Annotated in this window: 12 protein-coding genes; 2 read left to right on the plus strand and 10 right to left on the minus strand. The window is 44.7% G+C overall.

Translation table 11 applies throughout. From position 1 onward, the window contains the following. Positions 1–49 precede the first annotated feature (49 nt). From lgt to rppH, 4 genes are read right to left on the minus strand one after another with little or no spacing between them, the layout of a single operon-like run. The gene (gene lgt / locus L4D09_RS05130; protein WP_428456421.1) at positions 50–856 is read right to left on the minus strand and encodes a prolipoprotein diacylglyceryl transferase; all 807 of its coding nucleotides are present in this window, start codon (positions 854–856) and stop codon (positions 50–52) included. A 45-nt stretch (positions 857–901) separates the two neighbouring features. Beyond that, positions 902–1744, minus strand: a complete 843-nt coding sequence (locus L4D09_RS05135; protein ID WP_428456422.1) for a sulfite exporter TauE/SafE family protein — start codon at positions 1742–1744, stop codon at positions 902–904. A 5-nt stretch (positions 1745–1749) separates the two neighbouring features. Further along, on the minus strand, positions 1750–4005 hold the full coding sequence (gene ptsP, locus L4D09_RS05140; protein ID WP_428456423.1) for a phosphoenolpyruvate--protein phosphotransferase: 2256 nt from the start codon (positions 4003–4005) through the stop codon (positions 1750–1752). Between the two features lie 49 nt (positions 4006–4054). Further along, positions 4055–4564 carry an RNA pyrophosphohydrolase gene (gene rppH / locus L4D09_RS05145; protein ID WP_428456424.1) on the minus strand — a complete coding sequence of 170 codons (510 nt, stop codon included), beginning with the start codon at positions 4562–4564 and terminating at the stop codon, positions 4055–4057. Between the two features lie 780 nt (positions 4565–5344). Here rppH and mutH point away from each other — a divergent pair. Next, complete coding sequence (gene mutH / locus L4D09_RS05150; RefSeq protein WP_428456425.1) at positions 5345–6013, plus strand: DNA mismatch repair endonuclease MutH; 669 nt, start codon at positions 5345–5347, stop codon at positions 6011–6013. Between the two features lie 2 nt (positions 6014–6015). Here mutH and L4D09_RS05155 read toward each other — a convergent pair whose 3' ends face one another. Beyond that, positions 6016–6318, minus strand: coding sequence for a DUF6482 family protein (locus L4D09_RS05155; protein ID WP_428456426.1), 303 nt, complete (start codon positions 6316–6318; stop codon positions 6016–6018). A gap of 184 nt (positions 6319–6502) precedes the next feature. On the opposite strand from L4D09_RS05155, the gene L4D09_RS05160 reads away from it, so the two are divergent. Beyond that, entirely contained in the window at positions 6503–7537 is a 1035-nt protein-coding gene (locus L4D09_RS05160; protein WP_428456427.1) for an NADP(H)-dependent aldo-keto reductase, read from the plus strand. A gap of 290 nt (positions 7538–7827) precedes the next feature. On the opposite strand, the gene L4D09_RS05165 is transcribed toward L4D09_RS05160, so the two are convergent. The 5 genes from L4D09_RS05165 to prfB form a co-directional block, all read right to left on the minus strand. Further along, a complete protein-coding gene (locus tag L4D09_RS05165; protein WP_428456428.1) occupies positions 7828–8073 on the minus strand; it encodes a hypothetical protein in 246 nt (81 codons plus the stop codon). A 416-nt stretch (positions 8074–8489) separates the two neighbouring features. Next, a complete protein-coding gene (locus L4D09_RS05170; protein WP_428456429.1) occupies positions 8490–9827 on the minus strand; it encodes a sigma-54-dependent transcriptional regulator in 1338 nt (445 codons plus the stop codon). Positions 9828–10044: 217 nt separating this feature from the next. After that, positions 10045–11319 (minus strand): dicarboxylate/amino acid:cation symporter, encoded by a 1275-nt coding sequence (locus L4D09_RS05175; RefSeq protein ID WP_428456430.1) that lies wholly within the window; start codon positions 11317–11319, stop codon positions 10045–10047. Positions 11320–11772: 453 nt separating this feature from the next. Then, complete coding sequence (gene lysS / locus L4D09_RS05180) at positions 11773–13281, minus strand: lysine--tRNA ligase (RefSeq protein ID WP_428456431.1); 1509 nt, start codon at positions 13279–13281, stop codon at positions 11773–11775. Positions 13282–13314: 33 nt separating this feature from the next. Then, positions 13315–14413 (minus strand): peptide chain release factor 2 gene (gene prfB, locus L4D09_RS05185; RefSeq protein WP_428456432.1). Its coding sequence is split into 2 segments (ribosomal slippage): positions 13315–14337 and positions 14339–14413, totalling 1098 coding nucleotides; the frame shifts between segments, so codons are not numbered across the junction. Positions 14414–14544 lie beyond the last annotated feature (131 nt).

Consider the following 14544-nt stretch of genomic DNA (forward strand, 5'->3'; position numbering starts at 1 on the left):
CCATAGAGACTGCCCTTTACAAGAAAACTTAACTTATCGAGCTATACGCCTAAGCCGCTTTTCCTTTTGGCTGATACTTATACGCCCAGATCATCATCAAAATACCGCCAAAGACCATTGGCAATGATAAGATCTGCCCCATGCTGATCCAACCGGCAAATAAGCCAAGGTGGGCATCCGGCTCTCTGAAGTACTCAGCTATAAAGCGGAAACTACCATAACCGAATAGGAACAAGCCTGATACCGCCCCCGCAGGACGTGGCTTGCGAATGAAAACATTCAGAATGATCAGCAGTAAAAAGCCTTCAAAGAAAAACTGGTAAAGTTGGGACGGATGACGAGGCAGAGGTCCTCCGGTAGGAAACACCATCGCCCAAGGCACATCTGAAACTCGTCCCCACAGCTCGCCATTAATAAAGTTACCTAAACGCCCAACCGCTAAACCAAAAGGCACAAGAGGCGCGACAAAGTCTGCGACGTTAAAGAAGGTACGGTTATGCTTACGCGCATACCAGAACATCGCGGTAATAACACCTAGCAGCCCGCCATGGAATGACATTCCCCCTGTCCACACTTGAAATAAGTACAGCGGGTTAGAGACAAACAGATCAAAATTATAGAAGAGGACATAGCCGACTCGCCCACCAAGCACGACCCCTAAAAATCCAGCAAACAATAAATCGCTTACCTGATCGCGGGTCCAACCACTGCCTGGTTTATCTGCCCGTCGATTTGCCAGCCACATCGCAAAAGCAAACCCTAATAGATACATCATGCCATACCAGCGTATAGCTAATGGACCAATTTCAATCAATATCGGATCGATATTCGGAAACGTTAAATAACCTTGACTCATGTAATCATCTCAATCGACAGCAAGCACAACGTGCTTACTCTTTACTTATCCCAAAAACATCTTAATGCTGATAAACAGTAAAAAGACGGCAAATATCTTTTTTAATACTAATGTAGGCAGTTTACTGACCAATGCCGCGCCAAAGCGCGTGGTATACATTGAGGTAAGAGCAATACCTATCAATGCCGGTAAATAAACATAACCAAGACTCAGTGGAGGTAATGCTTCATCACCCACACCTGCAATAATGAACCCACTCATACCTGCAACAGCAATTAATGCGCCTGAAAATGACGCACACCCAATTGCTCTTCGCATTTCAATACCGTGCCAGCTCAAATAGGGAACGGTAAGTGAGCCACCGCCTATACCAGCAAGGCTAGAAACCACCCCGATCACCGACCCAGAACTAAACATACCAGTACTACCCGGTAGCGGGCTTCGACCACTAAATCGTATTGAAGCCAACATTTGGCATGCCAACAACAATACTATTATGGCAAAAATCCTTGGTAATAGTTCCGCAGGCACAAGCTCTGCAACCACACTTCCGCCAAAACCACCAAGGATCACCCCAGGCGCTAAGCTTTTCACAATACCAAAATCAATATTGCCCAGCTTATAATGGTTACGAGCTGATGCCCCTGATGTTAAAACAATACTTGCTAATGATGTCGCTAACGCAATATGCATAACCAGTGATGGTTCAATACCTGCTTTTGGCAATAGCCAAACTAAAGCTGGCACTACAAGTAAACCACCGCCAATTCCCAGCAAACCCGCTAACGTTCCCACTAAACAACCAAGCAGCAAACACAGGCTAAATAACCACAGCTCTGACTCAAAGCCTATAAATACAGTGGGCAGCCACGCTATCTTTTCAAACATTACACCTACTTACCTGCGCGGATAAAGCCGCCTAACCCATGCCCGTCAACAAAGTCTATCGTATTATCACGTACTTCATCGGCATACGTCGCTGTCAGCGCATATTGAGCAAGTTGCTCCATATCTTCTAACGAAATATGTCGGAGAATATACTTAATTTTTGCGACATTACGGGTATTCATACTGAGTGAACGATACCCCATACCGACCAATAATAACGCCCCTACCGGATCACCAGCTAACTCACCACAGACACTTACAGGTAGCTGTAACTGCCGACTGGCATCGATAATATGCTTCATTGCATGCAAGACCGCAGGGTGCAATGCATCATAGACACTCGCAACCCGTGAATTGTTCCGATCGACCGCCAATAAATACTGAGTTAAATCATTACTACCCACGGAAATAAAGTCGACTTTTCCCTTCAGAACTGGCAATTGATACAAGATTGATGGCACTTCTATCATAATACCAATGCGCGGTCGCGTGAGCACCTCACCACGCTGCTGGGCTACTTTCGCGACCTCTATATACGCTCGATCTATCAAAGCAATCGACTCGTCGAGTTCGGCAATTCCCGAAATCATGGGCAGCAAAATATCCATGTTACTTAGACCAATGCTTGCCCTAAGCATCGCTCTCACTTGGATCATGAATATTTCTGGATGATCTAACGTAAAACGGATCCCACGCCAGCCAAGGAAAGGATTATCTTCCTCTATCGCCAAATAAGGTAATGGTTTATCACCGCCAATATCCAAGGTGCGCATGACCACTGGCTTATCACGGTAGGTTAATAAAATAGAGTGATATTGTTGCGTTTGTTCTTCTTCAGAAGGGAAGCTACGTTGCAATAAGAAAGGCACTTCAGTTCGGTATAGCCCAACGCCATCGACGCCTTTATTCACCGCGATACTGGTATCAGCGCTCAGACCGGCATTTAAATGGATCTGAATACGATGATTATCCCGTGTCGAAGCGGGTTGATCGAGTCCATCTTCAACGACTTTGGCTAACTCATTTTCTTCTTTCAGCAGCCGCGTGTATTCCGCTAATACATGTCGGTTGGGGTTTACGAGAAAATCACCTCGGTAACCATCAACAATCACTTGGCAGTTATGGATTTTCTCAGGAACAAAATCAACCCCCATAATTGCCGGGATCCCTAATGCCCGCGATAAAATAGCAGCATGAGAGTTCGCTGCACCTTCTTGCGAAACAACAGCGGCAAGTTTGCCTTTAGGGACACTTGCGAGCATGGCGGCTGTTAATTCTCGTGTGAGCAATACAACGGGCTCTTCCCATTGATGCTCAGCAACATTTTCATTATGAAGGAAATATAATAAACGTTGGCCTAATTCGCGGATGTCATGCGCACGCTCTTTGAGGTAGTTGTCTTTCATTTGAGCAAAGCGCGTCGAGTAGCTTTCCACCACCTGCCGAATTGCCCATTCGGCTAAATCGCCATCAGAAACTTTGGCAAATAAATCTTTTCGCAACATCGGATCATTGAGCAAATGACTGAATAGGTCGAAAATAGCCAAGGTTTCTTTGTGTAACTCACTATCAAACCGTTTTCTCAATCGGCGAAATTCAGCACTGGCTAATTCAATTGCAATACTCAACCGCTCTTGTTCAGACTCGCGGTCAAGGCAAGATGCAGGGTAAACCGTCTCCAATCTTGGCTGGTTATCGTCCCACCAAGCCCGAGCAACAGCAACGCCCGTTGAGGCCGCAGAGCCAACTAAATGCAGGCCGTTATGCTGATCAAGCCACATACCTTGTGCTTTTGCATGCGCCAACAAAACAGCCAACTGCGCCGCCAGCGTAACCATGAAAGACTCTTCACTTTCATCAAATTCACGTTGCTGGCGCTGCTGAATAACCAATACGCCCAATACTTGGCGTTGGTGAATAATAGGCGTACCGAAGAACGAGCAGAAGGATTCCTCCCCCGTACCCGGAAGATGTTTGAAGTGGGGATGATGGCGGGCATCGGCAACGTTTATGGGTTCAGCACGCTCTCCGACTAACCCAACTAACCCTTCACCAAACGCCAGTCCAGCATGGCGATGAGGTTTTTTCAGCCCTTGTGTCGCCATCAAGGTATACTGCTGACGTTTATGATCAGCAATATAAATGGAACAGCACTCTGTTTTCATTGCTCGACAAGTACTAATAACCAACTGATCCAATGCTTCGATCAAATTAGGGGCACTTGCTACTTTTTCGACAATTTCTCTCAGTTGCGTCAGCATATCTCGCCTTGTCCCACGTTATGCTGGGGTATCCCATTTTATGGCTAGGTTACCCTCGCTTACCCCGGCGCTTTTTGCGTTCTTTAAACGGCATTGCCATAGCAGCGAACTCTTTTAGTGCACGACGGTAAACATCACGCTTAAAAGACACAACCTGCCTAACCGGATACCAATAACTGACCCACCGCCAGCCATCAAATTCCGGCGTACTGCCGCGTTGCATATTAACCTTTGACTCATCACATTCTAAACTCAGCAAAAACCACTTTTGTTTTTGTCCGATACAAACAGGCTTAGAGTCCCAGCGAACCAATCGCTTGGGTAATTTATAGCGAAGCCAATGACGACTTGACGCCAAAATTCGTACATCTTTCTTGGTTAGCCCCACTTCCTCGTAGAGCTCCCGATACATGGCTTGCTCCGGGGTTTCCCCTTCATCAATGCCACCTTGCGGAAACTGCCAGGAATGTTGTCCATATCGTCGAGCCCAGAATACTTCGCCATGGCTATTACAGATCACAATACCCACATTTGGGCGGTATCCATCGCCATCAATCACTGGACGACCTCAAGTATAAATCTTTATTAATAGTGATTTTTTCACAGACCACCCTATGGGTAAACAAACATTCTAATTTATCAGCGCTTTTTCCTACCTAAGCCTCATATTCTGGATAACTTCCCCACACGGTTTGTTTTATAAACAACCGAATGAGACCTAGGGCACATTTATACACGTTTTCTGTGGATAGATTTGTGAAGAAGCCTTAAACACCCTGAAAAAACAATCATAACGAAATAAAAAAAACATAGATACAAAAATTAAAACCGCTTCAATTAAGAATTTAAAACAAACACTTAAAAAAACATCATCACTTAAAATAGCAATAAGCATCATGATAAAGCAAAGCCAAAATATCGATCGGTCAAAGATCGACCAATCCTGACTTTACCCACAACAAACAATCAACACCGATGAAAAACCCACCACAACAGTGCTCAATAAGCCAGCTAACCCCTGTATAAATAGTCAGTAATGATAAAATTAAATAAATTCGCCGCTCATCCTGTGGATATCTTTAGAAAAGATCATATTTTCAGCACCTCATCATGCCATTTTTACTCGTTCTCTGGTGTATACCCCAACCTAAACCCACGATCAAGATCAATAAAATCAATAAGTTAAAAGTATACCGCATGCATATAAAACCATTTATTAACAGCAGTTCGAAAATGATCGTCTATTTTTTCATCAATATGTTATTTTCTACTTAATTCCAGATTCGGCTTTTGTTTTGGCTATGGTAGGATCCCTCCCCCGTTATCGATGGTATCGAATATGCGCTCAACACCCACAACAGAGCATGAGTTACTCACTAGAGCTCAGGCACTTGCAGGCTTAACACTTGGCGAACTCGCCCATGACGCTGGCATCGTTCCTCCCCCCGATCTAAAACGTGATAAAGGGTGGGTTGGACAGTTGCTAGAATGGCATTTGGGTGCGACAGCAGGCAGCAAACCCGTGCCTGATTTTGTTGAGCTCGGTATCGAGCTTAAGACGATTCCAATCGGTTACAATGGCCGCCCCCTTGAGACAACATTTGTCTGTGTCGCACCACTCATTGGGCTACAAGGTCTTAGTTGGGAAAATAGTCATATTCGCCATAAGCTGGCTAGAGTTTTGTGGATACCTGTAGAAGGGGAGCGTGATATTCCCTTAGCTGATCGCCATGTCGGCTCGCCGTTACTTTGGAGCCCATCGCACGAAGAAGAGCTTCAGCTTAAACAAGACTGGGAAGAGCTCATGGATATGATCGTACTTGGCCGAGTTGAACAAATCACGGCACGCCATGGCGAAGTACTACAACTCAGACCCAAAGCAGCCAATAGCAAGGCGTTAACCGAAGCGTATGGTGCAAATGGGCAGCCAATAAAAACCTTACCACGCGGTTTTTACCTCAAAACACACTTTACGGCAGGGTTACTGGAACGTTACTTTGTTATCTAGCACTATAAGGAAATGGTCATATCCTCACGACAGTTAGAGACTTGTCCGTCGGGTGAAAATTCGTCATAGGGATCTGTTACCCGTAAAATAACCGAACGAAAACCAAGCGGACGTAAAAAATTCTTGGCTTGCTCAATCGACTGAAACTTGATCATTTCATCGCTATCACCTTTTAACGGAACAAGTTTATTTTTAAACTCAACTTCAACCAAGTAATCAGAGCATCCCGCATAACTGGTTAAAATACACATCGGCAATAAGCCATTATCGGCTTTACTCCAATGCTTAAGTTGTGACAACTTCATACACTCTCCCTGCCATCGATACCACCGTTTCTGTATTAACTATATACCATAGTGGCTGCAGTGATATCAGCGCAGCCAATAGGCTGGGTACTCAAACTACTTTCACCCACAGAAAAGTCACGGTATATTCAAATGAGACTAACTGCCTATCATTGGTATTAGATAATCAGTCCAAGGAGGGCTCATGAAATACCACAAAATTCCTCACTCGACTCTTGAGGTGAGCAAAATCTGCCTTGGCACTATGACTTTTGGTGAACAAAATAATGAAAGTGATGCACATAACCAGTTAGATTTCGCTTTCGAGCGCGGCGTGAATTTCATTGATACCGCAGAGATGTATCCCGTCCCACCAAAGCCAGAAACTCAGGGTGCTACCGAACAGTATATTGGTAGCTGGCTAAAAAAAACCGGAAACCGAGACAAAGTCGTATTAGCGACGAAAGTTGCAGGCCCTCGCACTCTTCCTTATATCCGTAATAACATGGCACTTGATCGCCGTAATATTCATGATGCCGTCGAAGATAGTCTGAATAGACTCCAAACCGACTATATCGACCTGTACCAATTGCACTGGCCGCAACGCGAAACCAATTGCTTTGGGCAGCTGAATTATCAATATAAAGAAGATCACTCTGGTGTGACGATAACTGATACCCTTGAGGCGCTGGCCGAGTTAGTGCGTGCAGGCAAGATACGCTATATTGGTCTATCAAATGAAACACCATGGGGGGTGATGTCTTACTTAAAGTTGGCTGAAAAACATGAACTACCACGTGTGGTAAGCATCCAGAACCCGTATAACCTGCTTAATCGTAGCTTTGAAGTCGGTCTTTCTGAGATCAGCCACCATGAAGGGGTAGAATTGCTGGCATACTCTCCACTCGCCTTTGGGGCTCTGAGTGGTAAATACCTTCAGGGTAAACGCCCTAAGGGGGCCCGCTGTACACTGTTCGAGCGCTTTTCCCGCTACTTTAATCCACAAGGTATCGCAGCAACAGAAGCCTATGTCGATATTGCCCACAAGCACGGCCTTGACCCAGCCCAAATGGCACTGGCATTCGTTAATCAACGCCCTTTTGTTGCATCAAACATTATTGGCGCAACCAACTTACAGCAACTAGAAAGTAATATTGAAAGTATCGATTTAGCACTCTCTGATGCCGTACTTGCCGATTTACAAGAGGTTGGGATCCAATATTCTAATCCATGCCCGTAACGAACAGCTTGATGCCGTGTTAACTTGTTCAGTGAAACGGCTACATAACAACTGACTAAAAATAGACAAATAAAAAAAAGCCTCCGTATATACGGAGGCGAAAAACATTAGCTCAACCAACGTCGGTTAATACCTTTGTTGATGTCCGGTAACTCTATCTCAATTCCTTCTGCTTACCCTACTGCACTTTCGTCGCAAAGCGTTGGTAAGTGTTACGAACCGTGTCTAGCGACATCAATAATCATTCTTCACGCTGTCACTCCCCCCAGCTCGCAAGCAGAGGGGGACGATTACGTCGCAAACTTCGATTGATACTTCCGCCTAAGATGGCGTACCTTACGGCTAGCAGGCGTTGAAGCCAAATGACTCGCAACGCGTCGATCTTTACCAACACCAATATCATTAAGCATATGCTCTGATAAATGTGGCAAATATACTTTCACTCGACGGTGTTCACGCCGCCATGCGGCATCTTCTTTCTGAAGGTCGAGTTGAACAAAAAATACTGCAAGGCGTAAATAGACTGATTGGCGCATAGTGATGCTCTCCATACAATGATTAATATTGAGGGACGAGAAACACTGCCGTTTCAGGCTGACAACTTAAGTAAAAACTTAACTAGCCGCGACAGTGATCCGCGGCCCATTTACACAGCGGATTGCCGTTAATGAATTGGTTGTTTCGAGGTATCACCGGCTGAACAGGTGCATATAAGAGATATCAGTCGCATCGTATGTTCCTCCGGTAATAAGTTATGAAGATGTGAAATATGGTTTAATTTTAAACAACGCTGATTATAAAACAAGCACATAATTGCCAATACAGAAACAAAACAATTATCTTCTGTATCCAACCCCACTGGCTGGGGCGAAGCTGAAATATTCCCCTAACTAACTCTAATATTTAGAGAAAGCTACCCTGAACACCGCAATAGCAATACCGCTACGTCAATTTACCCCTGACGAAAATGGCGCGGAGGCGGGACTAAGTCATGCTTATTCAATAACCGATACATCGTAGCTCGAGAAACCCCTAGCTCTCTGGCTGCCGCAGAAATTTGTCCCTTGTTATTTTCCAACACACTCAGCAGTGCACTACGCTCAGAGTCTTCTCTGATTTTTTTAAGGCTCTGCTTATCATCAGCCAGCCGCGGTAAGTCAAAATGATCCGATAATAGCTCTTTGCCTTCCGCTAAAAGAATTGCTCGCTTAATTTGACTAATAAGCTCCCTGACATTTCCAGGCCAAGAGTAGCTGGATAACAGCTTTTTACTTTCACTACTGAGTTGTTTCGCCTGACTGTTATATTGTCGAGAAAACTTCAACAATAAATACTCCGCTAATAAGATGATATCTTCCCCGCGATCCCGTAGTGATGGGACACTTAAGCTCAATACGTTCAGCCGGTAATACAGATCTTCACGTAATGCGCCTTCTTCCAATAGCTCTTCCAACGAATAACGCGTTGAAACAATCAAGCGTACATCTGACTCGACTTGCTGCCCGCCAACAGAAGTGAAGTGTCCATCTTGCAGGAAGCAAAGTAGCTCTTGCTGCCGCTCATCATCTAACGATGAAATTTCATCAAGAAATAACGTGCCTTTATTCGCCACCTTAAAGCAGCAGTCTCCACCAAGTACATGGCTATCATCAACTAGCCAGTCAGATCTTAATGTTTCACAATTAATACCTATAAATGCCGCTTTCGCCCTTGTTGAACCTTGGTGGATAGCTTGGGCAACCAACTCCTTGCCTGTGCCTATTTCACCCAGTACAAACACCGGCATATCAGCAACAGCCATCCGCTTGACTTGATGACGAAGCTTTTTCATGGCGGCTTGATCACCTTGTAACCCGTGCTGACCAAATTGACCCAATTCAGGCCATACTCGCCGTTCTAGCTGCAGCATACCTAACTGGTGACCAATGGTTTTAAGTAGCTGAGATTCAGGTACAGGCGCAGTAAAATAGTCGATACAGAAGCTGACAATAAACTGGCAAATCGCATCATTGTTAAGCTGATCTTCTCGTGCAACAGCCAACCAACGAGCCTGCTTATTGCGATTAACTACGCCAGCGATCCCGGCTAAACTAAAGTCATCTCGAGTGAGATCCACAACACCGATACAAGGCCCAACCTCTAGCAGTAAGGCTTCCGCGGTACGCAAGTCATAGCAACGATGACATAGCCAACCAACCTTCTCTAGCGATGCTACCCAAGGAACATCACCACCTCCAAGGACGACCAACGTCCCTAATACCGAACTATGCTTATTCGATACCCTTTTCATCAACACCTTCCTTTGCGAGCGCCAAGGACAAAACCTTTATTCAACGATAGCACCTTATTTGAGCCAAAATATTTAGCGAATAATAATTTGCCTACAACACCAAGTGCAACAAGTTTGCTATCGTAAGTATAGCTGGCTATCAACTTTCGTATAAATTGTGGTATCAAAACGCAAAAAAGCGCCCGAAGGCGCTTTATTCCGAACACAATGTTGCGACTTAACTCACTGTCACAGCTTCTGGCTGCTCAGCTTGAGTTTCAACACCGATTTCATTCTCACTTTTTGCCACAATCGTATTAACCGCAGTATCACCAACAACATTTGAACTCGTACAGAACATGTCATTAATACGGTCGACAGCAGCAATAATTGCCAAACCTTCTGGCGGTAAACCTAGTTGGTGAAGCAATACGCCGACCATTACAACACCGCCACCAGGTACGCCACCAGCACCAATCGAAAGTAGCAAAATAGTCAAACCCAGTGTAAAGATATCAGCACTGTTGATTGGCTGGCCAAAAGCATTCGCAACAAAAATCGTTGCCAGTGCAATATAGATAGAAACACCAGACATGTTCATGGTTGCACCCAATGGCACACCAAAACCTGCCACTGATTTCGACACGCCAATCTTGTCTGTCAACGTTCGCATTGTCACTGGAATTGTCGCATTTGAACTTGCTGTCGATAGAGAAAACAAGATCTGCTCACGAGTATGACGTAGAAATTCCGTTGGCTTGATGCCTGTTGTCAGACCAACCATCATTGGGTAGAAGAAGAAAATCCAGAACACCAGCATTGCCACAACCAAGGCGACATAACCCGCTACTGACATCAAGGTATTGGCATCGAGCGTCGCACCCAATTGGATCATCAGGGCAAATACACCAAACGGAGCTAGGCTCATCACAAGGCCAACTAACTTCATCATGATTTCGTTAGCCATTTTAAACGTTTTAATCGCTGGGCCACCACGGCTATCAAGTGCCTGAATAGCAAGACCTGTCAGGATCGCCATGAAGATAATTTGTAGCATATCTCCGCTGGCAAAAGCTTGTATTGGGTTACTCGGTACGATGTTAACGATCAAAGAAAATATATCGGGTGTTTCTGTCGTGGTCAGCTCAACGGTTTCAGACACCGTGCCAGCAAGGTTCGCATCAGCTCCCGGCTGGAAAATCATTCCCACAGTTAATGCAGCAGTGATCGCTATGATGGTGTTAATAATGTAAAGGGCAAAAGTTTTACCACCGAGGCGACCAAATGCCGTGATGTCTTTAAGATCAACAATACCGCATACAATCGAAACATAAACCAAAGGCACGACCAATAACTTGATCAGTGATACAAACATACCACCAGCACCTTCAGCTAAGCCAAGGGCATAGGTATCCATTAATGTCACGCCGTTAAACAAGTACTGAATTGCCGTACCGATAATCAGACCGGCAAACAGTCCTACAAATATCTTTCCTGATAGCGATTTCTTCATCGTCCATCTCCAGTTGGTTGTGCTTGTTAATATCTTGTTTACTTCCTGTTCCCACTGTAAACCGTAGGATTGGCCGACATTTTACATAGCAAAATAAAAGATGAAAGACGATTGGTTACATTTTTTAAACAAATGAAACATAAAATCAATGAGTATTCATTAACTTTAAAAACAGTACAATTCACTAAACACGTTAAAAAACCGCCACTTATTCACGCAGCAAATAGAATAAAATATAGCAGAATGGCATTCTGTTTATATTGGGTGGAAATAGCGAAATTGTGCATTCGATCACAGTGTAAAATCGACAAACAGGACAAAAAGTAAACTATTTCCACTATTGGAAATATAGTGATGAACTTGAAATAAGTGAGAGCTTGGAGAGAAACGTAATCATGGCGATAAAAAAAACCACCCCAAAGGGTGGTTTTCAACAATCAATATCGCTTCGAATTAAGCGTTGTTTTGCGGACGCATCGCAGGGAACAGGATCACATCACGAATGGTATGCGTGTTGGTAAACAGCATTGCCAAACGGTCAATACCAATACCTTGGCCAGCCGCTGGCGGTAAGCCGTGCTCTAGTGCGGTAATGTAATCAGCATCGTAGAACATTGCTTCGTCATCACCAGCATCTTTCGCATCAACCTGCGCTTTAAAGCGCTCATCTTGGTCTTGTGCATCATTAAGCTCAGAGAAACCATTTGCAACTTCACGGCCACCGATGAAGAACTCAAAACGGTCAGTGAAGAATGGGTTGTCATCGCTACGGCGCGCAAGCGGTGAGATATCTGCAGGGTAACCCGTGATGAATGTTGGTTGAATTAGCTGTGGTTCAGCTGTTTCACCAAAGATTTCTTCAAGTAGCTGACCACAAGTCCAGAAGCTTTCCACTTCAACATGAACAGATTTCGCAATCTTAACCATTAGGTCGCGATCTTGAACACCTTCTTCTGTTAGCGCTTGGATATCTGCATGATCTGGGTTGTAGTGTTTAATTGCATTTAGCATTGTCATGCGTGCATATTTACCACCAAATTCAACCATTTCGTCGCCGTAAGGCATCGCAGATGAACCAAGAACTTCTGTCGCAACCGTCGATAGCATCTCTTCCGTCAGATCCATCAGATCTTTGTAATCTGCGTACGCCATGTAGAATTCCATCATGGTGAATTCTGGATTGTGGCGTGGCGATAAGCCTTCGTTACGGAAGTTACGGTTTACTTCGAATACTCGCTCGAAACCACCAACAACTAGACGCTTCAAGTAAAGTTCTGGTGCAACACGCAAGTACATATCGATGTCTAGCGCGTTATGGTGCGTGATAAATGGACGTGCTGTTGCACCACCCGGGATCACATGCATCATTGGCGTTTCTACTTCCATGAACTGCTTCGAGACCATGAAGTTACGGATAGCGGTTACCAGCTTAGAGCGGATAATAAACGCAGTACGAGAATCTTCGTTAACGATCAGGTCAACATAACGCTGGCGATAACGCATCTCTTGGTCAGTAAGGCCGTGGAACTTTTCTGGTAGAGGACGAAGTGCTTTGGTTAACAACTCGTACTCGTTCATGTTCACGTAAAGATCGCCTTTACCTGATTTATGCAGCGTACCTTTAACACCGATGATGTCACCGATATCAAGACCAGAATACTTTCCTTTTAGTTCTTTCTGTACGTCTTTCGCAGCGTATGCCTGAATACGGCCAGAAACATCTTGAATCGCTAGGAATGGACCACGCTTAGCCATAATACGGCCAGCAATAGCAACAACGTTGCCAGCTTCTTCTAGCTCTTCTTTGTTCATTTCGCCAAATTTAGCCTGCAGGTCTGCCGCTAGGCTATCGCGACGAAAATCATTCGGGTGGCCATTTGCTTTGCAGTTCTCGCGGATCATATCTAATTTCGCGCGACGCTCAGCAATCAGCTTATTCTCATCTTGTAATTGATCAGTCATGGGTTAACCTTAAATGTTTTAACCGAAATTCGGTTACAGACCTGATTTCAGGCTGGCTTCAATAAAACGGTCTAAATCGCCGTCAAGTACTGCTTGGGTATTTCGATTTTCTACCCCAGTACGTAAATCTTTAATGCGGGAATCATCCAGTACGTATGAACGGATCTGGCTACCCCAACCAATGTCTGACTTAGAGTCTTCATTGGCTTGCTTCTCAGCATTTTGCTTTTGCATCTCAAACTCGAACAGTTTTGCTTTCAACTGCTTCATCGCTTGTTCTTTGTTCTTGTGCTGAGAACGGTCATTCTGACACTGCACCACAATGTTGGTTGGAACGTGCGTAATACGTACCGCCGATTCCGTGGTATTTACGTGCTGACCACCCGCTCCTGATGCTCGGTATACATCGATACGTAAATCAGAAGGGTTAATTTCAATGTTAATGTTGTCATCAACTTCTGGATAAACAAACGCAGAAGCAAATGATGTATGACGACGGCCACCTGAATCAAATGGGGATTTACGCACTAGACGGTGAACACCGGTTTCAGTACGTAGCCAGCCGTAGGCATACTCACCGACAAGGCGAATAGTTGCTGATTTTAGACCTGCAACATCGCCAGCAGACACTTCGATGATCTCAGTTTTAAAACCTTTCGCATCAGCCCAACGTAAATACATACGTAACATCATTGATGTCCAGTCTTGAGCTTCTGTACCGCCCGAGCCTGCTTGTAGGTCGATGTAACAATCTGATGCATCGTATTCACCCGAGAACATGCGACGGAATTCAAGCTTAGCTAGCTTCGCTTCCAATTCGGCCAGTTCAGGCTCAATTTCATCAAATGTTTCTTGGTCGTCTTCTTCTACCGCTAATTCAAGTAAACCTGCAACGTCTTCAACGCCCAAGTCTAGTTGATCGATAGTTTCAACCACAGCTTCTAATGATGCACGTGATTTACCTAGAGCTTGAGCACGTTCTGGCTCATTCCATACCTCTGGTTGCTCTAGTTCTGCATTGACCTCTTCTAGTTGCTCTTTCTTAGCATCATAGTCAAAGGTACCCCCTAAGGATATCAGTACGTGCTGACACATCCTCAAGTCGGTTTTTAATTGGATTAATCTCGAACATTGCCACTCTTCATCGCCGAAATGATCATAACCGAAGGATTCTATCGAATTGTAGATAGAATATACAGAGGAGAAGAAAGGTTATCGGTGATTTTATTTTTCTAGCTTGGTCACAGAAACAGATAACTTACG

Origin of the sequence: Photobacterium makurazakiensis (assembly GCF_050336715.1) — a bacterium.
GTDB classification, from domain to species: Bacteria; Pseudomonadota; Gammaproteobacteria; order Enterobacterales; family Vibrionaceae; genus Photobacterium; species Photobacterium makurazakiensis.